Consider the following 23208-nt stretch of genomic DNA (forward strand, 5'->3'; position numbering starts at 1 on the left):
CCACCATGTTTCGCCCGGACCTGCCCCCCGTCGAGCGCTCACCCGTCCTGCGCCAGCGCGGCCGCACACCAATATGGCTGGCGTTGTCGTGGCGGATCGGCCTGGCGCTGGCGCTGATCGGCGTCGCGCTGGCCGGGCACTGGTTCGACCGGACGGGATTGCGCGACAATGTCGATGGCAGCGTCAGCTTCGTCGACGTCGTGTATTTCACGATGATCACGGTGACGACGGTCGGTTATGGCGACATCGTCCCCGTCACCGACCGCGCGCGCATGTTCGATACTTTCGTGGTGACGCCGGTGCGGCTGTTCGTCTGGCTGATCTTTCTTGGGACGGCCTACGACTTCCTGTTGAAACGCGTTTGGGAGAGGTGGCGCATGCGCGTCCTGCAGAACGATCTTCACGGCCATATCATCGTGGCGGGCCACGGCACGAGCGGCACCGAGGCGGTCGCGGAGTTGATCCGTCGCGGCAACTACCGCGACAAGATCGTCGTGATCGACCCGCGTGCCGACGCCCTGGACAAGGCCGAGGGCGAAGGCGTCGTCGTGCTGGCCGGCGATGCCACGCGCAACACCACGCTGGAGGCGGTGCACGTGGCCCGCGCGAGCGCGATGATCGTTGCGGCGGGGCGCGACGACACCTCGATCCTGATCGTCCTGACGGCGCGACGGCTGGCGGCAACCCTGCCGATCAGCGTCGTGATCCGGTCGGAGGACAACGAAGCGCTGGCGACGCAGGCCGGTGCCAACACCGTGATCAATCCGGCGAGCTTTGCCGGTCTGTTGCTCGCCGGATCGACCAGCGGGCCGCATCTGGCCGATTACATGATGGATCTGGCCGGGCTTCACGGCGCGGTGTCGCTCCACGAACGCGCCGTCGCGCCGCACGAGATCGGCAAGCCGCTATCGGCGATCACCACCGGCATGGGGTTGCGCGTGTACCGGAACGAGGTGCGTTACGGTTTCTGGCAACCGGAAGTACACGTGCTGGAAACGGGGGACCGGATCATCGAGGTCGTACCAAGCAGGACGGTTTAAATCGCGTCTCCGGTCCGCCATCGGAGCAGATGATAAGTTGGCTGCCAAAACGATCCGACACGGAAAACTGAATGAATGCCAGAAACTGAATAGTCTCGGGTGCGTCGCGAATGTCCCAGTTTGGGTCACCTTCTCAGCGGCGGCCATCCTGGAGGTCGTCAGTCGTCAATCGGCTGTTCCTATCGATCTGTGACGTGGTTGGCCGTGGGCTGAACGTCTCCTTTTGACAGGTGCAGCCGTTCGGAATGCCGCATGAGTACGATGGTTTTGTCGCAGGCGCCCGTGTTCGGCTCCCCCGGACACGGGCTCCCACAAATTCAGATCTCGGTGTTTTCGGCAAGCGCGAGCGCGTCTTCCACGTCGATCCCAAGATAACGCACCGTGTTCTCGATCTTGCTATTGACGTGATACCGCGCTCGAACAGCAGGTCCTCGACATTCCGCAAGCTCAGTGGAAAGCGCACGTACATCATCACCACGAGCCGGATCACCTCGGATGACGAGTTGAAATAGCGAAATGGGCTGGGAGGCTTGCGATGGCGAGGCATCTCGCCGTGCTACCGGCTGGTTCCTAACATCCGGTGCATTTGCTCTGACAGAGTCCTCCGCAGTGACAGACCCTCTCCTGCTCGAACGGTACTATGACGGTGCCGGGCGGCGATATGAGCAAAGAGAAACAGCCTCCCCAAGAAGGCATTGGACGACAGCAACGCCGCTCCTCCAAGTTGACCGGCGGGTTGATGCAAGGGCCATGACCCTGTGGGCGGCCGGCTCGTACACCGCCCTAAGAACAAAAACGATATGGGAGAGACGCATGTCCACGCTCACGGCGCGTTTGAGACATTCCTACGCGAACCCCGCGACGGATGCCTCGTTCGATCTCACGGCCGCGCTCGAGGAGGTCCTCGGTGGCGTCGGCATGTCGGTGGCGGATGCTGATGGTAGCGTGACGCATGCCGGGGCGGATCCGGTCATCCGCAGTCCGTTGCGACTGGGCGGGGCGGCGACCATCGCGCTTCTCGCGAAATCGGTTTCGGCGGCGGCCTTTCATCGCTGGCGGGGTGGTGCCGGACAGGACATCGATATCGATCTCCGCAAAGCGCCGCATCGGCTATGCCCCTTCTACGACAACAAATGGGAGCGTATCGGCCGCTATCCGACTAAGACGACACTAGAAGTCGGTAACGAGATGATGTTCGATTTCTATCGGACGGCCGACGATCGCTGGGTCTTTCCGCAGGCTGGCTATCCCAATTTGCGCCTTCGCGCCCAGAAGTTGCTCGGGGTGCCGCTGACGCGGAATGCCATCGCTAAGGCGATCGGTGGCTGGAAGGCGGCGGACCTGGAGCAGGCGGCGCACGAAGCCGGCGTGGTCATGCCGGTGGTGCGCACACTGCCGGAGATGATGGAGGAGCGGCAATATACCGAGGTGCTGGCTGATCTGCCCCTGATCGAGGTGACGAAGATCGGCGAGTCCGATCCCGAGCCGCTGCGGCCGGTGGGGGCGCTGCCCTTCTCCGGCTATCGCGCGCTGGGCATGGCGCATGTGATCGCGGGGGCGGGGCTCGGCCGGTCGCTGGCGCTGCACGGATGCGATGTCCTTAATCTGTGGCGTCCGGGCGATGGCGAGCATGAGATCACCTATTGCTCGGCCCACGTCGGCATGCGTTCGGCATGGCTCGATCCGCGCGCCGATCGGTCGCTCGCGATCGAGCTTCTGCGGGGAGCGGACATCTTCTTCCAGAACCGGCGGCCGGCTTTCCTCCGCGAGATCGGCATGACGCCGGACGAGGTCGCGCGGGAGCGGCCCGGCATCATCTATGTGTCGGTCTCCCTGCATGGCAACGGCGGGCCATGGGCCGAGCGGCCGGGGTTCGATCAGTCCGCCGGTTCGGTGACGGGCATCATGGCGCTCGAAGGATCGCCGGATCGGCCCGCGCTGCCGCCAGTCGGCGTCGTCAACGATTTTCTGACACCGTGGCTGGCGCAGGCCGGTGTCGTGTCCGCGCTGCGTCGTCGCGCCGCGGAGGGTGGCTCGTACCATGTCCATGTCTCGCTATCGCGGGTCGCGCTGTGGATCCTCGCGCTCGGCATATTCGACAAGGATTGGGCCTATCGGACGGCCGGCATGTCCGAGCCGCATCGCTATCTGGACCCGGATATCTTCACCGCGGAGACGCCGTTGGGCGATTATCAGGGGGTGACGGATCAGGTGACGATGTCACGCACGCCCGGTGCCTACGATCCGGTTCTGGTGGCGCAGGGAAGCTCGCGACTGGAATGGCGGTGAGCGGCCGCGCCGTCAGATGAACGGCGCGGTCACGCCGAGCGCCCGGTAGGTCGCCGTCAGAAGGCGTGACAGGCGCTCGTCCGCGATGCGCGGATCATCGACGACCATGCGGTTCGGCGTATAGGCGAAGCTCAGGCGAAGTTCGGGATCGGCGAAAGCGATCGCGCCGCCCCAGCCCGAGTGGCCGAAGGTAGACCGGTTTGGCCCCATACGGCCGCCGGTGGCCAGTTGGTAGCCGGCCGAAAGCCGGCGATAATTGCCCGTGGCCTCGTCGATGCCGTCGATCCGTTCCAGTGAAGCGGCGGCGATCGTGTCCGGCGACAACAACCGGACATTGCCCAGTTGCCCACCGTTTGCCAGCAATGCGTAAAGACGGGCGAGACCGCGTGCGTTGGCCATGATGCCGCCTGCCGGTAGGCCGCCCTCCTGCCAATCCCGCTGGTTCGCCCAAGCGGCGGCCAGCGGGGGATTGAGCACTGCCGCGTCGAATGCCTCCTGATTGGGCACCACCTGTAGTGAATATTGCCGGTCGCCGGACGGGGGAATGGTCTCGGTCAGCCGAGACGCCTCCGCCACGGGCAGGCCCATGAAGATGTCCAGCGACAACGGCCCCGCCAGTTCCTGACGGAAGAATTCGGCGACCGTGCGGCCGTCGACCCGGCGGACCAGTTCATCCGCCAGAACGCCGATCGACAGGGCGTGATAGCCCCATGCCGAGCCGGGCGTGAAGAAGGGCTTTTCCAGCGCCAGCAGCCGCGCCACGGTGTGATGGCCGTAATAATCCTCGATGGTGATCGGCGTCCGCACGCCGCAGATGCCGGCCTGATGCGACATCATCTCCGCCACAGTGACCCGGCCTTTGCCCTCCGCCGCGAATTCCGGCCAGTAATCGGCGACCGGCCGCTCGTGATCCAGCTTGCCGTGTTCGACGAGCAGGGCGATGCAGGTCGCGGTGACGCCCTTCGATGCCGACCATATCGCGAACAGGCTGTCGCGATCGACCGGGCAGGTGCCGGCCTCGTCGGCATGGCCGCCCCACAGATCGACGACGATCTCCCCGCCCACGGTGATGGCGACCGCCGCGCCGATGTCGGCCCCGGTGGCGAGATGCTCCTGAAAGACCGTGGCGACATCCTCGAAGCCGGCCGCGACATAGGGGGCTGGGCTGATCGGCGGGGCGATCCGCTCTGGCATATCCATCTGGTTCAGCATCTCGGATCCTCGGATTGATGGCCTCAGGCGTTCGCGCCGGCTGGGGCGGGGCAATGCGTCAGTGAGAGACGGTGTGGCGGGTTTCGAAGCGATACGGCCCGAGCCGCGTGGCGAGCAGCGCGGCAAGGGCCGTCAGCGAGACGCAGGCGAGGATCGCGAGGTGATAGCTGCCGAAATGATCGAAGATCGCACCCGAAAGATAGGAGGCACAGCCGCCGGAAATCCCGAAGACGCCGAACATCCAGCCATAGATCGCGCCGAACTCCCGGTGGCCGAAATAGCGCGATGTGAAATAGGCGATCATGTCGATTTCCGACCCGAAGGCCAGGCCGATCAGCAGCACGGCGAAGGGCGCCGTGACCGGGCCGGGGAGCAGCAGGAGGATGCCGGCCGAGGCGACGATCGGCACCAGCACCGCGATGATCGGCCCTCTGGCGCGATCCAGCGCGAAGCCGACGAGCAGCCGCGCCGCCATCGAGGCCAGACCGAGGATCGAGGCGATCGCCACCGCGCGGGCCGGGGAGGCACCGGCATGGTGGAACAGCGGGATGAGGTGGCTCGTCATCCCGACGATCCCAAGTGTCAGCGCGGTACCGAGGATGATGAGCAGCCAGAAGGTCCGGGTCCGCGCCGCCTGATGGAGCGTCAGGCCGTCCAGCTCATCCTTTCCTGCATGCGTGACGGCCGGGGTCGCCGCAGCGTCGGCCGACGGCCCCAGCAGGAACCAGACGATGGGCGCGGCGGCGAACGACATCGCGCCGAGCGCATGATAGGCGAACCGCCAGCCGCCCTGCTCGATCAGCCATTGCGTCGCGAGCGGCACCCAGAAGGCGCCCAGACCGATACCGGCGAACGCCACGCCGAGCGCGATGCCGCGCGCCGCGAAGAAATTGTCGTTGATCGGCTTCGTCAGAGCGGCGGCGGTCGCCCCGGTTCCGGCGATGCTCGTGATGAAATAGATCAACCAGAAGGGGAGAAGGTGGATCAGATCGGGCGCCGACGCCAGCAGCGTACCGTACACCAGCAGCGATAATACCGCGACGCGCCGCGCCCCAAAGCGATCGGACAACGCACCCCAGCGCGCGCCGCCGAGCAGGACGGCCAGCCCGAAGGCGGTGATGCCCAGCGACAGATAGCTGCGCGACCAGCCATATTCGGCCTCCAGCGGGCCGATCAGCGCGCCATGGCTATATCCGAGGGTCGAGGCGGCCCCTGTACTCAGGCCGATGACGACCGCCAGCAGCGCGCGCCAGTGCGAGCGGAATTCCGCCACCTTCGCGGACGACCCCGAAGAGGGCCGCGCCTCGCCGTCGATGGAAGGCGCGATATCGCTCAAAACAGCCCGCCATCGATGGGGATGAGCGCCCCGGAGACGTATGATCCCAGGTCGGTGACCAGAAACTCGATGACCCCCGCGCAATCGTCCGGCGTGCCGAACCGCTGGAGCGAGATTTTCGACTTGGTATCGCTGCCCAGCGCGTCGTGGATCGGCGCCGTCCGGCCGGTGCGGATGATGCCGGGCGCGATGCAGTTGGCGGTGATGCCGAACGGGCCGAGTTCCTGCGCCAGATAGCGAGTATAGGCTTCGATCCCGCCCTTGGCCGCGCCATAATGGGCATAGCCGCCGCCCATCTCGGGGCGCTTGGCGGCGAGGCTGGACGTGGTAACGATCCTGCCGGATCGCTGCGCTTTCATGATGGTGGCGGCGGCGCGGCAGGTGTACATCGTGCCGTAAAGATTGCGCCTGATGACGGCGTCCAGCACCTCGTCCTCCAGTACGCTTCCACCGGTTTCGGCCAGACCGCCCATGCCGCCGCCGGCGTTGCAGACGACGATGTCCACCCGGCCGAACGTCTCGGCGACCTGCGTGACCGCTGCTGTCACCAGATCGGGTTGGGTCACATCGACCTCGATCCCGACGCTCCGGCAACCCATGGCCTCGACTTCGGCCATGGCCGTGTCGGCGGTCATCGCCGACTTCTCCTGCTCGAACGCCTCGAACGAGCGGAGATCGGCGTCGAGGATCGCGACATCTGCGCCCAGCGACGCCAGCCGGAGCGCATAGGCCCGGCCGAGGCCCCGCGCCGCGCCCGTCACGATGGCGCATTGTCCGGCCAGTTTGTGCTGAAGCTCCATTCCCGTCTCTCCAATCATTCGTCTGATATTCGTGCCTGCCGGGCGCCGATCGCTTGGTGCTACGACAGGATCACGTCACTGGGGGCGGGCTGGTCGTAGACCAGTGACCGGCCATCCCATTCAGCAGCGCATGTCCGCATGAAAGCGTAGAAGGCGTCGCTCGCCGGCAACAGCTCGATATATTCCTCGATCGCGTGCGGCGCGCCCTCGCGGCGGACCATGACGCACCGGGCGCCGCGTGGCGTTACCCCATAATGCAGGCTTTCGAGGCCATCGCTGCGAAGCGTCTCCGCCACCGCGTCGAAATCGCGCACGCCGAAGCCGAGATGGTGGAGGCCGTATCCCTGCCGATCGACCACCTCGCGGAAGATCGAGGGCATCTCCGGGCGCGGGCATGCGAGTTCGTACATCATGTCGCCGGCATAACCCAGCGCCACACGGGTGCCCATCGGTGTCGGCCGGCCACGATAGAGCGTCCGGTCGAGGTGGGCCGGCGGCTCCTTGTAGAGGAACCACGGGCCGGCCCCGAAAATCCGCGAATGGTCGGCCATGGCGGCCTCGAGATCCTCGACCACGAAGCAGAGCTGGATCAGCTTCGCCTGAATTCTGGTCGAGGGTGAGGCCGGAATGGTCATAGGTCGCGATGTCCTTCGATCGATGGGCGGAGTGGGGGGAGAGCGGCGGGCCCCCCGCCCTCAGATTTCCAGTTCGAACTGCACGCCGATCGTGCGCGGGCGGAGGCGGTCGGCATAATCGTTCACCGGCTGGGGACCGACGCGGCGGACACGGCCGTAATCGTCGGTGATGTTGTCGGCGAAGAGGGAGACGTTCCAGCCCTTAGTGGACGTGAGCTTGATCTCGGTGTCCACCTTGGTCGTGTTGTTGCCGTACAGCAGGGTGAACCCCGACGTATTGTAGATCTTCGACATGTGGGTGAGCGCGGTCGACAGGCGCAGGCGGAAATCTTCGGATACCGCGAAAGCATAACCGGCCTGGGCCGTCGCGGTCATCTTCGCCGATTCGGGCAGCCTGGACGATTTGCGGAACAGCACCGCCGTGCCCGAGATGATGTCCTGATCGAATTCGAGATTGTTCACGCTGATCGTGCCACCGAAATCGAAGCCGCGTGCCGGGCGCACGGTGACCGCGAGATCGGCGCCTAGGCCGCTTGCCGAGCCCGAGTTGATCGCCTGGTTGACGCCGAACTGACCCGCCGGCGTCTGGACGATGACGTTGAGGACCTGAACCGTGTCCTTCCAGTCGATATAGTAAAGCGCGGTGTCGAACTCGAACAGGCCGTCGGCAAGGCGCCCCTTCGCGCCGATCTCGTAATTGTGGAGGCGATCGGGCCGCACGGATTGGGCGGCATTGGTGATCCGCAGGACTTGGCCGTTCTGGCTGAAGCCGCTGCGGAAGCCTTGCGAATAGCTGGCGTAGAGCGACAGCGCCGTGTTCGGCCGGAACGCGATCACGGCGCGCGGCGTCACGGCGTCGAAATTCTCGCGCCGATCCGGGAGCAGCGGCCCGGCGACCCAGTAGGAAGTTTCGTGGTAGCTAGTCTTGTCCTTGAAGTAGCGCAGCCCGCCCGTCACCGTCAGCCGATCGTCGAGGAACTTGCGGCTGATCTCGCCAAACACGGCGTAAGACTTCGATCCATAATCGAAATCCAGGGTCAGGCCTGAGAAGAGCGTATCGAAATTCTGCCGCTGATTGTCCTGCGCATCGCGGTAGATGCCGCCGATCGACCATCCCCACGGGCCGTCATTGCTCGAAACCGCGCGAACCTCCTGCGACCACAATCTGGCCCCCAACTCGGTCAGATGGCGGGCGCCACCGACGGGCGCGTCGATGATGCTCGAATTCTTGAACTTGATGTGGCTGGTGGCGCTGAGGAGCGAGAAGGTCGGGAAGTCGTAGGAGACCGTCAGCCCGTAAGCGTCGAAATCGGTGCTGGCCGGCTGGCGGAAGCGGGCGAGCCAGGTCTTGTCGTCACGCGAATTGTTCGATGAGCCGATGTCGTTACGGTTGATCCAGATCAGGCCCTCGACATTCAGATTGTCGACCGGCTCGGCATTGGCCTTGAGCCGCAGGTTCTTGGTCTTGCTGTCGTTGACATTCTTGATGCCGGGGATCGGCAGGTCGATCCAGCCCGCATAGTCCGAATAGCCGCCGACCGCGCGCACGGCGAGGCGGCCCGGCACGATCGGGATGTTGACCGCCACGTCGCCGCGCAGATTGTCGCCGCCGTAGCGCGTGCTCGATGCCGAGCCGCGCGCCTTGAGCTGAAATTCGTTGAGGTTTGCATCCCGCGTCAGGACGCGGACCACGCCGTTGAGCGCGCTGGAGCCGTAGAGCGTACCCTGCGGGCCGCGCAGGATTTCGACGCGCTCCATGTCATAGGCATTCGCGTCCGGCGACACGGGGAAGCGGGCAAAGGCGAAGGGGATTTCATCGAGATAATAGCCGACGACGCTGCTGCCGTTGAACAGTGACGGGTTGGACGAGACGCCACGGACCGAGAATTTGGTCATGCCGCCCTGGAAGGAGTTATAACTCGTGATGCCGGGCACCGCGCGGAGCGCGTCGTTGACGCTTAGCACGGCGCTGGATTCGAGTGCGACGCCACCGAGAGCCGTCACGGATGCCGGAACATTCCGCAGCGATTCCGAGCGTTTCTGGGCAGTGACGACGATCTCCTGCACCGGGAGCTCGCCATTGGCTGGCGCCGCAGGGGTGGCCGAGGTCTGGGCCAGAGCGGGGGCCGCCAGCAGCGTGGCGCCCGCCGTGGAGCACAGCCAGAGTGAAATCCTGTTCTTCATCGCATCCCTCCCGGATTGCCGAGCTTGTTCTCTTTGCGGGGCAGGGCGGCATGCGCCGTTCTCCTGCCTTGGCCGGCCTATCACCACAGACCGGCCGGGTCGGGCAAATGCCTAGTCTTCCCGGCCTATTCCTGCCGGGAATGGCGAATTCGAGCCATGAAAGAAGGGGATGGGGCTTCGCTAAAAGGAATTGGACGCCGGGTCCCGCCGTGCCCCAGATCGAAGCCCGAAGATCAGGTCGGGCCAGCGTCCGCCCGACCCTGACAGCGGGCGAGCATCGCCCGCCGATGCGAAGCGCGAGGGGCGGGCCGACCGGTCGCCAGCCGCCTTCGATGGCTTGTGGAGAGGGCATTGATGAAGGTTTCCGACGTCGTCGCCGCCGCCTTGCAGCGGCATGGCATCAGCCTGTTCTTCGGGCAGAGCAATCCGATCTCGTTCAGCATCTCGGCCGAAGAGGCGGGGATGCGCCAGATTTTCTACCGCACGGAGAATGCCGGCGGCGTGATGGCCGATGGCTATTCGCGGATCACCCGCAAGATCAGCGTTCTCGTCGCGCAAAACGGCCCGGCCGCGACGCTCGCGGTCGCGCCGATGTCGGAGGCGTTGACGGCATCGCTGCCGATGTTGGTGCTGGTGCAGGAGGTTCCGGCGTCGCTCAGGGATCGCAACGCCTTTCAGGAACTCGATCACTTCGCTTTGTTCGCGGGCGTCTCGAAATGGGTGCGCCGCCTCGACGACCCGGCTCGGGCGGACGATTATGTCGATCTGGCGATCACGGTCGCTAATTCGGGGCGCCCCGGCCCCGTGGTGCTGCTGCTCCCCCGCGACGTCCTCGACATGGAGGCGAAGCCGGCGCGGTTCGCCCGTTCGCGGAGCAGCGGTACATTTCCGCTCGATCGCACGCGGCCTGATCCCGAAAGCGTCCGCGCCGCCGTCGATGCGCTCGCCACCGCGCGATCGCCGCTGATCGTGGCGGGCGGCGGCGTCCATCTGTCGGGGGCCGCGCAGGAATTGCAGCGGCTGGCCGAGATCGGCCAGATCCCGGTCGTCACCACCAACATGGGCAAGGGCGGGATTGGGGAGGACCATCCCCTGTCGCTCGGCGTCGCCGCCAACGTCACGGGCGAGAACGGGCCGGCCCATTTCCATATCCCGCTGATCGCGGGGGCGGATGTCGTGCTGTTCGTCGGTTCGCGCACGAATGAGAACGGCACCGATGGCTGGACCCTCACGTCGCCCGAGGCGACCTACATCCACATCGACGTCGATAGCCTGGAAGTGGGACGCAATTACGAGGCGATCCGCCTCGTCGGCGATGCCCTGCTGGCGCTTCAAGACGTGTCGGACGGGCTCGCACGGGCCGATCTGTCGCAGCGCACCGCCGGGGCCGCGTCGCTGCTGACCACGATCTCCGAGGGGCGCCGCCGACATAAGGAAGTGATGGCACCGATCTTCCGGTCGGATCAAACGCCGATCCTGCCCCAGCGCATGCTCGCCGAACTCGATGCGCTGCTCACCGCCGACGATATCGTTGTGGCGGACGCGAGCTATGCCTCGATCTGGGTGTCGAGCTACCTCACCGCCAAGCGGACCGGGCAGCGCTTCCTCCTGCCGCGCGGCATGGCGGGGCTTGGCTGGGGCATGCCGCTCGGCATGGGGGCCAAGCTGGCCTCGCCGGCATCGCGGGTCGTGGCGATCGTGGGCGACGGCGGCTTCGCCCATGTCTGGTCGGAGATCGAGACGGCGGTTCGGGAGAATATCCCGGTCGTCGTCATCCTGCTGAACAACGGGCTGCTGGGCTATCAGCGCCACGCCGAGAACCTCTTCTACGGCAAGACCTCGTCGGCGATCGCCTTCGCGCCGGTGGACCATGCGGCCGTCGCCCGCGCGGCCGGTGCGCTCGGTGTCAGGATCGAGGATCCCGCCGATCTGCGCGGCGCGCTCGAGGCGGCGCTCGCCGCCGATACGCTGACGGTACTCGATGTGATCGTCGATGCCGACGCTTATGCGCCCTCGAAATTGTGGGACGGCAACGCCGCGAAGATGAACCTGAAATAACCCTGCCCACGATCCCGGCCGGCTGCAAAACATAAGATGTGCGGAGCGGAACTGACCATGGCGAACATGCGCGACTTCGTGATGACGATCGACGGGCGATCCGTCACGACCGACGGGCGGCTGCCCGTCGTCAATCCGGCGACCGAGGAGGTTTTCGCGCATGCGCCGCACGGTTCGCCCGGCGATGTCGACGCAGCGGTCGCGGCGGCCAAGGCGGCCTTTCCCGCCTGGGCCGCGCTGCCGCTGGCGGAGCGGCAGCGCTATCTGCGCGCGATCGGGGATTGCATCGCCGAACATCGCGACGAACTCATCGAAATCCTGATCCACGAACAGGGCAAGCCGCGCGGCAATGCCAGCGGCGAGGTGGATGGCTCGATCTACTGGTGTCACGCCTTGTCGGAGCAGGATATCCCGGTCCAGGTGATCGAGGACAGCGCCGAACGGTCGGTCGAAGTCCATCATCTTCCGCTAGGTGTCGTGGCGGCAATATCGGCGTGGAATTATCCGCTGATGATCGTGGCGTTCAAGATCGCCCCCGCGCTGCTCGCCGGCAATACGCTGGTCGTCAAACCTTCGCCCTTCACCCCCTTGGCCACGCTCCGGCTGGGGGAGTTGCTCCAGCCGATCCTCCCGCCCGGCGTCGTGAATGTCGTGTCCGGCGAAGATGATATCGGCCCGGCACTCACATCGCATCCCGATGTCGCCAAGATATCCTTCACAGGATCGACCGCCACCGGACGCAAGATCATGCAGAGCGCTTCGGCCACGTTGAAGCGATTGACACTGGAGCTGGGCGGTAACGATGCCGCCATCGTGCTGCCCGACGTGGATATCGGCAAGACCGTCGAAGCCCTGTTTTGGGGCGCTTTCCAGAACAGCGGTCAGCTTTGCGTGGCGGCCAAGCGCATCTATGTCCACGCCGACATCTACGACGCTTTCCTGGCGGCTTTCGTAGCGTTTGCCGATGGGGTGCCGCTCGGCAGCGGCGTTGATCCGGCCGTAAAGTTGGGGCCGGTCCAAAACCGCATGCAATATGACAAGGTGCGTGGGCTGATCGCGTCATCGCGCGAAGCGGGGCACAGGTTCGCGCTGGGCGGTGAGGAGCGCCATGGTCCCGGATTTTTCGTCCCCGTCACCGTGATCGACAATCCACCGGACGATGCCGCGGTTGTGACCGAGGAGGCGTTCGGCCCGGTGGTTCCGTTCCTGAAGTTCGCCGACGTCGACGAGGCTATTGCGCGCGCCAACGACAGCCCCTTCGGCCTAGCCGCCTCGATCTGGACGAAAGATTGGGAGTTGGCACGCGGCATCGCTGGTCGGCTCGAGACCGGAACGGTGTGGATCAACGAGATCCACAGCATGTCGCCCGATCGGGTGTTCGCCGGGCGCAAACAATCCGGGCTGGGCGCCGAACACGGCCTGGCCGGCCTGCTTGAATTCACCAGCCCGCAGGCGGTCGTCATCAACAAGGCCGCCTGAGGCGATAAGAGGATCATGGCTTGGAACTGATGCGGGAGGCCTGCCTCATCGGCGGCGAATGGGTTACGGCCGAGCGGTGGATGGAGGTCGACGATCCCGCGACCGGGGCGATCATAGGCCGCGTGCCGATGATGGACGCCGCCGCGACCGGGCGGGCGATCGCGGCGGCACAGGCCGCGATGGGCGAGTGGGCTGCCCGTCCCGCCAAGGCCCGCGCGGATATCCTGCGCCGTTTCTTCGATCTCGTCCGGGCCAACCGGGCGGCTCTGGCCGACCTAATGGTGGCCGAACAGGGCAAGCCCCGTGCCGAGGCGCTCGGCGAGATCGATTATGCCGCTTCCTTCCTCGAATGGTTCGCCGAGGAGGCGCGGCGGGCCTATGGCGAGATCGTGCCGGCGCACGCCGCCGACAAGCGCATCATGGTGCTGAAGCAGCCGGTGGGCGTGGTCGCGGCGATCACGCCTTGGAATTTTCCGGCGGCGATGGTCACCCGTAAGATCGCGCCTGCGGTGGCGGCCGGCTGCGGCGTGGTGGTGAAGCCCGCCCCCCAGACGCCCTTTACGGCGTTGGCGCTGGCGGCGCTGGGCGAGGAGGCGGGCTTGCCGCCGGGCCTGCTCAATGTCGTCACGGGCGATGCGGCCGAGATCGGCGGCGTCCTGACCGCCAGCCCGATCGTCCGCAAGATCAGCTTCACCGGATCGACCGGCGTGGGGGCGCTGCTTTATGGACAGTCGGCGGCGACCATCAAGAAGCTCAGCCTCGAACTGGGCGGCAACGCGCCCTTCATCGTCTTCGACGACGCCGATCTGGACGCGGCGGTTGAGGGGGCGATGGCGTCCAAGTTCCGTAACGCCGGCCAGACCTGCGTGTGCGCCAATCGCATCTATGTGCAGGGCGCCGTCTACGACGCTTTCGTCGAGCGGCTGACGCATGCGGTGGAGGGCCTTTCCGTCGGTGCGGGCACCGAAGAGGGGGTGTCGATCGGCCCGCTTATCGACGCGGCGGCCGTCGCCAAGGTCGAGCGGCATATCGCCGACGCCATGGCCCTCGGGGGACGGGTGCTGGCGGGGGGCGAACGCCACGCGCGCGGCGGGCGCTTCTTCCAGCCGACCGTGATCCGGGACGTGACACCGGCGATGCTCATAACTCGGGAAGAAACGTTCGGCCCGGTCGCACCCGTCATCCGCTTCGACACGGAGGCGGAGGTCGTCGCGATGGCGAACGCGACCGATTTCGGCCTGGCCGCCTATTTCTACGCGCGCGATATGTCGCGCATCTGGCGGGTGGCGGAGGCGATCGAGGCGGGCATCATCGGGGTCAACACCGGCCTGATTTCGACCGAGGTCGCGCCGTTCGGCGGCGTAAAGATGTCGGGGCTTGGACGTGAGGGGTCGCACCACGGCCTCGATGACTATCTCGAGCTGAAATATGTCTGTCTCGGTCTGGATGCCGCGCCAACTGGGGCGACGGCATGACTTCGGCGACGAAGGCAAGCGAACTGCGCGCGGGCTGGCCCATCCTGCTCGGCGCGTTCCTGGGGCTGAGCGTCGGCGTGACGTCCACGATCGGCTACAGCTACGGGGCATTGGTGACGCCACTGGAGGCCGATTTCGGCTGGTCGCGCGCGTCTTTGTCGCTGGGCCTCACCTTCTACGCGGTCGGCGTGTTCGCGACCGGGCCGTGGTGGGGCATGCTGGCCGATCGCTTCGGGGCGCGGGGCGTGGCGACGGTGTCGCTGCTGCTCTACGGTGGGCTGCTGTTCGGCATGCCCTGGCTGGTCCCCCGCGCGCCTTTCTGGCTGCTGTATCTGCTGGCGGGCGGGATCGGATCGGGGACGGGGGCCGTGACGCTCCTCAAGCCGGTCGCCGATCGCTTTTCGATCGCGCGCGGCATCGCCATCGGGATCGTCTTCGCCAGCATCGGGCTGTCGGCCTTCTGGGTGCCGCGTCTGGCGGTATGGCTGATCGGCATCGGCAGCTGGATGCTCGTCTACAAGGTATTCGCAGGCTTTGCCTTCGCCGCCATCCCGATCGTCTGGCTCTGTCTGCCTGGCCGCAACGCTTTGCCATCGGCAGACGCCGCGCAGCCGGGCGAGAGCAGTCGTGAAGGGCTGTCCATCACGGAAGCGGCGCGCACGATCAGTTTCTGGCTGCTCATGGCGATCGGTCTGTCGCTGACGATCGGCCTGATCGGTCTGGCGAGCCATCTCATTCCCATGTTCCACCAATCGGGCGCCTCGCTCGGCGAAGCGGCGGCGCGCGCGTCGATGCTGGGCCTTTCGTCGCTCGGCGGGCGGCTGGTGGTCGGTCTGGTGCTGGATAGGACGAGAGGGCCTGTTGTTGCGGTCATCGTCGCGGCGCTGGCGACGGCCGGGCTTCTCCTGCTGCTGGCGGGGGCGGGATCGCCCGTCCTCAGCCTGATCGCCGTACTGCTGATCGGCTTCGCCTTCGGCTCCGAGATGGACATGATCGCCTATTTCGCCTCGCGCTACTTCGGCCGGCGGGCGTTCGGCGCCATCTACGGCTGGCTCGGCGGGGTGATCGCCATGGGGGGCGGGTGCGGTGCGCTGATCGCCGGCGCGGCCTACGATCATTATGGCGATTACAGCGTGGCGATCCTGATCTGCGCGGCGCTGACCGGCCTGGCCACCTTGCTGGCGATGCTGCTCGGCCCCTATCGCTTCGCGGCCGACTGAGACGGCGGCTTCCGGGCGTCCAGCGCCGCATAGATCGCCGCGAGCAGTTCGGACAGCCGTTGGTCGAGTTCGCCGGGGGGCGAGACCAGCATCCGGTTCGTCGTGTAGCCGACAGCGAGCCGGCCGGCCGGATCGGCGAAACCGATGCTGCCACCCCAGCCGGCATGGCCGAACGCATCGGGGTTCGGCCCCATCAGCCCGTGCATGTTGAGGTGGAAGCCCGCCGCCCAGCGACGATAGTTTCCGGTCACCTGATCGACGCCCTCGACACGCTGGCTGCGAGCGGCCGCGACGGTCGGCGCCGACAGCCATCGCCGCCCGTCCAGAACGCCGTTGTTGGCATGAAGAGCATAGAGCCGCGCGAGCCCGCGCGCGTTGCCGCCGAGGCCGGCCCCCGGAATACCCGCCAGCTTCCATGCCGTCGTATTGGCCATGCCGCCTTCCAGAACGGGATTCTGGAAAGCCGCCTCGAACGCCGCCGGGTTGGGTATCTCCACCAGTGCCTGCTGGCGGCCGGGAGGGGGCGTTATCGTCACCTGCCGATCAAGCTCGGCCGGGGGCAGCCCCATGAATAGTTCCAGTCCCAGCGGCCCGGCGAGATCCTCCTGAAAGACTCGCGCGACCGGGCGGCCATCAACCCGCCGGACCAACTCGTCCGCCAATATGCCGAAGGTGAGGGCGTGATAGCCCCAGGCCGAAGCCGGCGGAAAGAAGGGCGCCTGCGCGGCCAACTCCGCGGCCAGCCGGTGATGCGCATAATGGTCCTCGATCGTGGTCGGCCGGCGCATGCCGCAAAGGCCAGCCTGATGCGACAGCATCTCGCCGACCGTAAGCCGCTCCTTGCCTGATGCGGCAAACTCCGGCCAATAGCGGGCGACCGGCGCGTCATAATCGAGCACGCCGCGATCGACGAGCAGGGCGATGGTGGTCGCCGTTGCCCCCTTGGTTGCCGACCAGACCGGAAACAGCGCGTCCCGCTCGATCGGCCGCGTCAGTCCGTCGTCGCGATGCCCGCCCCACAGATCGACGACACATTCCCCTTCGAGGCTGACCGCGAATGTCGCGCCCAAATCGAGCCCGAGCGCGAGGAGTTCGGCGAAGACCTCGGCGACGGGCTCGAAGCCGGGCGCCAGATGCCAGCCCGGATTATGGGGCATCCGCTCAGCCATCGTCACCATCCTCGCAAAGAACGCTATGCGTTCATATTATTCGCTATGCGATCAAATGACGGATTTGGAATGTGCTGGCAAGCAGCATGAGCCTGCGATTTCGGGGGGCTGTCAGGATAGCGAAACGCGGCCGTCGCCGGACGCGGGCGGGCTCAGCCCCGGCCGGAACCACGCATCTTCGTGATGCCGGCCTTGTGGCCCAGATCGGTGCTGATCGAGGCGGCCAACTCGACCAGTTTGGGCACCACGCGATCCCGCATCTGCTTCGCGGTCGAACGCCCCTTCGAGGTCCATGAGGCGAGCGCCGCCACGACTTCGCCCTCGGCGTTGCGGACCGGTGCCGAGGCGGACAGGAGGCCCTGCTCCAGTTCCTCGTCGACGATCGAATAGCCGTCGTGTCGAACCTGTTCGAGCACGCGCCGCAATTCGTCCGGCGATTTCACGGTCTGCGCGGTGAACGGTTCGATGCTCACCTGGCCCAGATAGCTCTCGATGAATTCCGACCCACGCCACGCCAGCAAGATCCGCCCCATCGACGTCGGATAGGCCGCCGCCCGCATGCCGACGGAGACGTTCACGCTCATGATGCGCCGAACCGGCACGTCGGCGATGTGGACGACCTCGGTCCCATCGAGCGCGGCGAGCGAGGCCGGTTCGGACGTGTGTTCGGCCAAAGCGACGAGATGCGGCTGCGAGATTTCGATCAGCGCATGGGATGCGGTGTAATGCTGGCCGATGCTCAGCACGCGCGGCGTGAGCGTCCAGCGGCCGTTGCTGCCCGTCACATAGCCCAGCTGCTGGAGCGTGAGCAGGATACGCCGGACGGCGGGCCGAGAGAATCCGGTACGCTTGGCGATGTCGGCGAGGGTGGGACGGGGGGCGTCGGCATCGAACGCCGTCAGGACGGCGAAGCCCCGTTCGATGCTCTGGATGAAATCCCGCTCGTTGATCGTGTCCGTGGGCGCATCGGCGTCCGCCATCTCGTGTTCGTCCCGTCCAAGCGCCTGCCCGCTCCTTGACACACGCCCCACGTCAAGGCAAACGTGCCGCATAGCGCACAACATGACCGCAATGCGTTCAGTGATTGTTGCGCTAAAACCCCTGCGGCTCGCCGCGAGGGATTGGATGCACGGCGGAGATGCCGGCGTCGCGAACGGAAGGGGATGAGGGATGACCGACGCGCCGAGGGGCACCATCGCCGAGACGATCGAGAAACCACCGGTCGAATTCTTCGCCGCGCTGGAGCGAAATCTGCCGCGCATGCCGGGCCGCAGGGCGTGGGTCGAATATTTCGATTATGGCGTCACGGACGCCACCCACGGCCGGATGCGGGCGCAGCGGGCGATGGCCAAGGGCCAGACCGAGGGCACCGGCTGGCATTACCACATCTGCGAGATGCAGTTCATCTACCTGCTGGGCGGCGGCGTCACCATGCAGTTCGAGGACGGAAGCGTTCTGCGGCTGGAGCGGGGAGACTCGGCGCTCATCCCCGGCGGATACAAGCATAACGAACTCGACATTTCGGAGGATTTCGATGTCCTCGAAGTGACGGTTCCGGCCGTCATCGAAACGCGCCCCTGCGACATTCCCGAAGCATGGCGCGTCCCGGCCGAGGCCTGACACCCCCGCATTCCGCGCATCCGACATCGCTGGCCCCGGCGCGGGCCTCACCGAACAAGCAAGGAGATCATCGATGGAGAGTAACTCGTCCGGCGCCGTGCAGCGGCTGGCCCTGGTCACCGGTGCGGGTGGCGGTCTCGGCACCGCGATGGTGCTGGCGCTGGTCGATGCCGGCCATCGCGTGATCTGCGCCGAATATGATGCGGCGCTGCTCACGGCCCTGTTCGATCAGGTGTCGGACGAGGCGCGGGCGCGGCTCTATCCGCTGATCGTCGATCTCACCCAGGCGGACCAGGTCGATGGGCTGATCGATCGGGCCGAGGCGGAGCATGGCCCGATCGACATTCTCGTCAACAATGCCGGTGTCGCGACCGGCATCGTGCGGGGCGACATCTTCCGCCGACCCGTGATCTCCGACGAAATGTCGCCCAGGATCGCCCGGCGCATGTTCGAGATCAACGCGATCGCGCCTTTCTCGCTGTGTCTGCAACTGCTGCCGAAGCTGAAGGCGCGCGGTTGGGGCCGGGTCATCAACGTCACCACCAGCGCGGACTCGCTGCTGCGGCTCGGCAACATCGGCTATGGTGGCACCAAGGCGGCGCTGGAGGCCCATTCCGCCATTCTCGCCCAAGAACTGCCCGGCACCGGCGTCACGATGAACGTGATCGTTCCGGGCGGCATCACAAACACTGCCATCATCCCGGACGATTGCGGATGGGATCGGGCCAACATGCTCCAGCCTGACGTCATGGTGCCGCCGCTGATGTGGCTGCTCGGCGACGAGGGGGCGGCCGCCAACTGCAAGCGCATCGTCGGATCGGAATGGCAGCAGCCGGTGGGTGAGGCGGGCATCGCCGCGATGAACCCGATCGGCTGGCCGACGCCGAGCAAGGCGTTCTTCCCCACCTTGCCCTGAATGCCGTCCCGCCATCGCTCTGTTTTCTAAGAGGAAATTTAACGCACCAGGTCCCTGCACAATAAAGGCCGGAAAAAAGGCCGACTAAAGGGAGAGGAAAATATGAAAAACATCTTCGCCGCGCGTTGCGGATCGCTGCTGTTCGCTTCGGTCTCCACTTTCGCTCTTGCGCCTTCGGCGTGGGCGCAGGATCGGGTGGAGGCGAGCCCGGCCGCCACCCCGCCGGCGGAAGCGGGCGGCCTCGAGGAAATCGTCGTCACCGCGCGCAAGCGGGTGGAGACATTGCAGAATATTCCGGTCGCGGTGCAGGCTTTCACCCCCGCCCAGATCCAGCGCAACAACATCTCGTCGATCGAGCGGATCGCCGCCGCCACGCCGAACCTCACGGTCGGCAAGGCGACGTCGGGTTCGGGCGCGCAGATCTCGTTGCGGGGCATCGGCACGCCGGCCAGCGCCCTCGGCATCGAATCCTCCACCGCGATCATCGTCGATGGCGCCTATTACGGAAACGGCCGTATTTTGAACGAAGGCTTCTTCGATCTCGCCCGGATTCAGGTGCTCAAGGGGCCGCAGGCGCTGTTTTTCGGCAAGAACGCCACCGCCGGCGTGATCGCGATCGACAGCGCCAACCCGACGACCAGCTTCGAGGGGTCGGCCCGCGCCGGTTACGAGTTTCGCGCGCAGCAGGTTTATGGCGAACTGATGCTGTCGGGGCCGTTGACCGACACGCTGGGCGTGCGGGTCGCGCTCCGGGGCGCGAAGATGTTCGGCGGATACAGCCGCAATCGCGCGACGCCCGTCACCTACACGATCAACGATATCCTGAACCGGCAGCCGCTCCAGACCGTGACGGCGCCGCCCACGACGCGCAAGACGCCGCGGGAGCGCGAGTTCGTCGGCCGGGTGACGGTGCAGTGGGAGCCGATCGATGGCTTGACCAATGTGCTGAAGCTGTCCGGCGCGCTCAACCATGTCGAGGATCCGGGCTGGAACAACATCGTCTTTTCCTGCGCCAACGGCACCAGCACGCTACAGCCTGGCGTGCCGTGCGAACGCAAATGGCATTTCTATCATAATGACATGCCGGCGGAGATCGCGGCCGACTTCCCCTATGCTAAGGATGGCAAGCTCTATGCCGACTATCGCTCGTTCGCGATCACCAACAATCTGGAATATGCGCTTGAAGGGGTGACCCTGACGGCGAACACCAATTACCAGTTCCAGCGCAGCCAGTGGCTGTCGGACAGCGATTACCAGCAGCGCGTCACCCAGCTTTGGGCCGGCTCGTATGAGCGGTGGCGGGCCTTCTCCGAAGAAGTTCGCGCGACGACGAACTACGATTCCCCGGTGAATTTCATGGCCGGCCTGCTGTACCAGCGGACATGGTTGTTCGCGAACCAGCCGGTCTATTTCGGGAATTCGCGGGTCAGCACCGCTCCGGCTCGCGATCAATATATCGCTTATGAGAAATATTCGACGACCGACGGCGAGACAATCTCGCCTTTTACCCAGGTCGTCTGGAAGGTGGTGCCGCAGATCGAGGTTTCCGCCGGCATCCGCTACACGCATGAGACTAAGGACAGCTATTATATTCATCCGGTGGTGCGGCCCGGCCAGATCTATCGCCTGAACCAGCCGATCTTCACCAAGCAGACCTTCAACAATTACTCGCCGGAAATCGTCGTTTCCTACCGGCCGACGTCCAGCCTCAACATCTACGGCGGGTTCAAGACCGGCTACAAGTCGGGCGGCTTCTCGAACGAGAGCGCCTATACCAACGCCAGCGACCCCGCGGATCTCGATTTCGAGCCGGAAAAGGCAAAGGGTTTCGAGGGCGGCGTGAAGGTGACGACGCTGGACAATCAGTTGCGTCTGGGCCTCGCGACCTACAGTTACAAATACACCAATCTTCAGGTCGATTTCTTCGAAGCGCAGTCCTTCCGTTTCCTCACCACCAACGCCGGTTCGGCGCGGACGAAGGGCGTGGAGTTGAACGCCGACTTCGCGCCGCGCGCGGTGCCGGGGATGAGCCTTCGTGGTTCGGTGAACTACAACAAGGCTTATTACATCCGCTTCATCGCGCCGTGCGTGACCGGGCAGACTCCGGCACAGGGCTGTCAGACGACCACGGCCAGCCCGTTCGGCGGGCTGTTCGTGCAGGATCTGAGCGGTGCGCCGACCGCCAATGCGCCGCACTGGACCGGATCGCTTGGCGGTACGTATGAAGCGGAGGCGGGCGGGGGCCTCAAGATCGCCGTGTCGACGGACGCGCGCTACAGCGGCAGCTATAATGCGTCGCCGTTCCACAACCCGCTCGCGACGCAGGGGCGCTACGTCAACCTCGACGCCTCCTTATCGCTGCGCGCGGATCGTTGGGACGTGACCTTGATCGGCAAGAATCTGACGAATCGGTTCGTCATCAGCGGTGCGCTGGATACGCCCTCGACCGGTTCCGGCACGGGCACGGCCGCCGGGATATTGGGCGACCAGCGCGGCTACGCCAACAACCCGCGCACGGTGCAATTGCAGTTCACCTATCGTTATTGAGCGGGACAGGGGCGGGCCGTCCGATGTGGACGGCCCGCTTCGTCGATCACCCTCCGCTCATTCGGGGCGGACGACATTCTCGATCATGCCGATCCCGTCGATTTCCACCCGCACGACATCGCCCGCCGCCAGCCAGCGCTGCGGCCGCATCGCCGAGCCGATCCCGCCCGGCGTGCCGGTGAAGATAACATCGCCGGGCTCCAGCGTCATCGCCTGCGAGAGATGCACGATCTGGTCGTAGCAATCGTAGATCAGATAGCGGGTGTTGGACGCTTGCCGCTGCTCGCCATTGACGAGGGTACGGATGCCCAGTGCGTGCGGATCGAGGACGTCGCTGGTGACGATCCAGGGGCCGAAGGGCGCGTGGGTGTCGAACGACTTGCCGAGGGTGAATTGCGATGTCTTGAACTGCCAGTCGCGCACGGTCACGTCATTGCCGCAGCAGAAACCGAAGATCGCGGCCTTCGCCTCCTCCCGGGTAGCATGGCGGATGCGCCGCCCGACCACGAAGACCAGCTCGCCCTCATAATCCAGTGCCGACGAGACTTCCGGCAACTGGAGCGCACCATAGGGATCATTGACGCTGGTCGCCTGCTTGGAGAACCAGAGCTGCTCCTTGGGCGCCTCAATAGTCGCTTCGGCGACATGGTCGGCATAGTTCAGGCCGATGCCCATGATCTTGCCGGGGCGCGGCACCGGGGCATGGAGAATGACATCCTCCAACTGATGGGTCGGCGCGCGATAGGTCAGCGCCTCCACCGCCGCCTGCCAGTCTGGCCACTCGGCGATCAGGTCAATCATCGTGGCGGGCGCATCGGGCAGCTCCGACAAAGCGATGACGCCCGCATCGGTGACGATGCCAAGTCGCGGGCGCCCGTCTGCCTTCGCCGAAAAGGTCGCAAGCCGCATCATCCTCTCCTGTCGTGTAATCTGCTGGTCAGCGGTCGTCCGGGCGGATCGACGAGGGGTGGCGACAGAGAGGCGTGACCTCGATCGCCATGTAGGGAAACAGCGGAAGACCCATCAATATGTCGTGCAACTCGCCATTGTCCGCGACATCGAAGATGCTGACGTTCCGGTAGCGCCCCGCCACCCGCCAGATGTGCCGCCATGTGCCGGCCGCCATAAGGTCCGCGCACCGCTGTTTCTCGCTCGCCTTGAGGCGTTCGATCGTGGCCGGGTCGGCGTCGAGCGGGATGCGGACGTCCATCGTCACCTGAAACAGCAT

General features: G+C 65.6%; 18 protein-coding genes and 2 pseudogenes. 9 read left to right on the forward strand and 11 right to left on the reverse strand.

Features of this window, described 5'->3' with window-relative positions; genetic code table 11:
* The first annotated feature begins 5 nt into the window (after positions 1–5).
* The gene (locus tag PQ455_RS04600) at positions 6–1040 is read left to right on the forward strand and encodes a potassium channel family protein (protein ID WP_273689583.1); all 1035 of its coding nucleotides are present in this window, start codon (positions 6–8) and stop codon (positions 1038–1040) included.
* Positions 1041–1357: 317 nt separating this feature from the next.
* Here the strand turns inward: PQ455_RS04600 and PQ455_RS04605 are convergent.
* Together PQ455_RS04605 and PQ455_RS21055 are read right to left on the reverse strand one after the other, a co-directional pair.
* Positions 1358–1441: pseudogene (locus PQ455_RS04605) on the reverse strand (integrase); the annotation flags it as partial.
* A 5-nt stretch (positions 1442–1446) separates the two neighbouring features.
* Positions 1447–1587, reverse strand: a pseudogene (locus PQ455_RS21055) (IS6 family transposase); the annotation flags it as partial.
* On the opposite strand from PQ455_RS21055, the gene PQ455_RS04610 reads away from it, so the two are divergent.
* Positions 1557–3329: a CoA transferase gene (locus PQ455_RS04610; RefSeq protein ID WP_273689584.1), complete on the forward strand. Its 1773-nt coding sequence runs from the start codon at positions 1557–1559 to the stop codon at positions 3327–3329. The pseudogene PQ455_RS21055 and the gene PQ455_RS04610 sit on opposite strands and share 31 nt — an antisense overlap.
* A 12-nt stretch (positions 3330–3341) precedes the next feature.
* Here PQ455_RS04610 and PQ455_RS04615 read toward each other — a convergent pair whose 3' ends face one another.
* The 5 genes from PQ455_RS04615 to PQ455_RS04635 are packed head-to-tail and all read right to left on the reverse strand — an operon-like array spanning position 3342 to position 9496.
* Positions 3342–4541, reverse strand: coding sequence for a serine hydrolase domain-containing protein (locus PQ455_RS04615; protein ID WP_273689586.1), 1200 nt, complete (start codon positions 4539–4541; stop codon positions 3342–3344).
* A gap of 58 nt (positions 4542–4599) precedes the next feature.
* The gene (locus PQ455_RS04620; RefSeq protein WP_273689589.1) at positions 4600–5877 is read right to left on the reverse strand and encodes an MFS transporter; all 1278 of its coding nucleotides are present in this window, start codon (positions 5875–5877) and stop codon (positions 4600–4602) included.
* Complete coding sequence (locus PQ455_RS04625) at positions 5874–6677, reverse strand: SDR family NAD(P)-dependent oxidoreductase (RefSeq protein ID WP_273689591.1); 804 nt, start codon at positions 6675–6677, stop codon at positions 5874–5876. The genes PQ455_RS04620 and PQ455_RS04625 overlap by 4 nt, the downstream gene beginning before the upstream one ends.
* A 59-nt stretch (positions 6678–6736) precedes the next feature.
* On the reverse strand, positions 6737–7312 hold the full coding sequence (locus tag PQ455_RS04630) for a VOC family protein (RefSeq protein WP_273689592.1): 576 nt from the start codon (positions 7310–7312) through the stop codon (positions 6737–6739).
* Positions 7313–7372: 60 nt separating this feature from the next.
* On the reverse strand, positions 7373–9496 hold the full coding sequence (locus PQ455_RS04635) for a TonB-dependent receptor (RefSeq protein WP_273689593.1): 2124 nt from the start codon (positions 9494–9496) through the stop codon (positions 7373–7375).
* Positions 9497–9850: 354 nt separating this feature from the next.
* Here PQ455_RS04635 and PQ455_RS04640 point away from each other — a divergent pair, with 354 nt between their 5' ends.
* Genes PQ455_RS04640 through PQ455_RS04655 form a run of 4 tightly spaced genes read left to right on the forward strand, consistent with a single transcriptional unit; the run spans position 9851 to position 15728 of the window.
* Positions 9851–11554, forward strand: coding sequence for an acetolactate synthase catalytic subunit (locus tag PQ455_RS04640; RefSeq protein ID WP_273689595.1), 1704 nt, complete (start codon positions 9851–9853; stop codon positions 11552–11554).
* A gap of 57 nt (positions 11555–11611) precedes the next feature.
* Complete coding sequence (locus PQ455_RS04645) at positions 11612–13033, forward strand: aldehyde dehydrogenase family protein (RefSeq protein ID WP_273689597.1); 1422 nt, start codon at positions 11612–11614, stop codon at positions 13031–13033.
* Positions 13034–13062: 29 nt separating this feature from the next.
* Positions 13063–14508 (forward strand): NAD-dependent succinate-semialdehyde dehydrogenase, encoded by a 1446-nt coding sequence (locus PQ455_RS04650; RefSeq protein WP_273691231.1) that lies wholly within the window; start codon positions 13063–13065, stop codon positions 14506–14508.
* Positions 14505–15728, forward strand: a complete 1224-nt coding sequence (locus PQ455_RS04655) for an MFS transporter (RefSeq protein ID WP_273689599.1) — start codon at positions 14505–14507, stop codon at positions 15726–15728. Before PQ455_RS04650 ends, PQ455_RS04655 begins: the two co-directional genes overlap by 4 nt.
* On the opposite strand, the gene PQ455_RS04660 is transcribed toward PQ455_RS04655, so the two are convergent.
* Together PQ455_RS04660 and PQ455_RS04665 are read right to left on the reverse strand one after the other, a co-directional pair.
* A complete protein-coding gene (locus tag PQ455_RS04660; RefSeq protein WP_273689600.1) occupies positions 15707–16897 on the reverse strand; it encodes a serine hydrolase domain-containing protein in 1191 nt (396 codons plus the stop codon). The two genes, PQ455_RS04655 and PQ455_RS04660, sit on opposite strands and share 22 nt — an antisense overlap.
* Positions 16898–17049: 152 nt before the next feature.
* Positions 17050–17877 carry an IclR family transcriptional regulator domain-containing protein gene (locus PQ455_RS04665; protein ID WP_273689601.1) on the reverse strand — a complete coding sequence of 276 codons (828 nt, stop codon included), beginning with the start codon at positions 17875–17877 and terminating at the stop codon, positions 17050–17052.
* A 190-nt stretch (positions 17878–18067) separates the two neighbouring features.
* On the opposite strand from PQ455_RS04665, the gene PQ455_RS04670 reads away from it, so the two are divergent.
* The 3 genes from PQ455_RS04670 to PQ455_RS04680 all read left to right on the forward strand — a co-directional run bounded on the left by PQ455_RS04670 (position 18068) and on the right by PQ455_RS04680 (position 21980).
* A complete protein-coding gene (locus tag PQ455_RS04670; RefSeq protein WP_273689603.1) occupies positions 18068–18517 on the forward strand; it encodes a cupin domain-containing protein in 450 nt (149 codons plus the stop codon).
* Between the two features lie 73 nt (positions 18518–18590).
* Positions 18591–19433 (forward strand): SDR family NAD(P)-dependent oxidoreductase, encoded by an 843-nt coding sequence (locus PQ455_RS04675; protein WP_273689605.1) that lies wholly within the window; start codon positions 18591–18593, stop codon positions 19431–19433.
* A 102-nt stretch (positions 19434–19535) separates the two neighbouring features.
* On the forward strand, positions 19536–21980 hold the full coding sequence (locus PQ455_RS04680; protein ID WP_273689606.1) for a TonB-dependent receptor: 2445 nt from the start codon (positions 19536–19538) through the stop codon (positions 21978–21980).
* A gap of 57 nt (positions 21981–22037) precedes the next feature.
* Here the strand turns inward: PQ455_RS04680 and PQ455_RS04685 are convergent, their stop codons facing one another.
* Together PQ455_RS04685 and catC are read right to left on the reverse strand one after the other, a co-directional pair.
* Positions 22038–22889 (reverse strand): fumarylacetoacetate hydrolase family protein, encoded by an 852-nt coding sequence (locus PQ455_RS04685; protein ID WP_273689608.1) that lies wholly within the window; start codon positions 22887–22889, stop codon positions 22038–22040.
* A gap of 28 nt (positions 22890–22917) precedes the next feature.
* Entirely contained in the window at positions 22918–23208 is a 291-nt protein-coding gene (gene catC / locus PQ455_RS04690; RefSeq protein ID WP_273689609.1) for a muconolactone Delta-isomerase, read from the reverse strand.

The organism is Sphingomonas naphthae, assembly GCF_028607085.1.
GTDB classification, from domain to species: domain Bacteria; phylum Pseudomonadota; class Alphaproteobacteria; order Sphingomonadales; family Sphingomonadaceae; genus Sphingomonas_Q; species Sphingomonas_Q naphthae.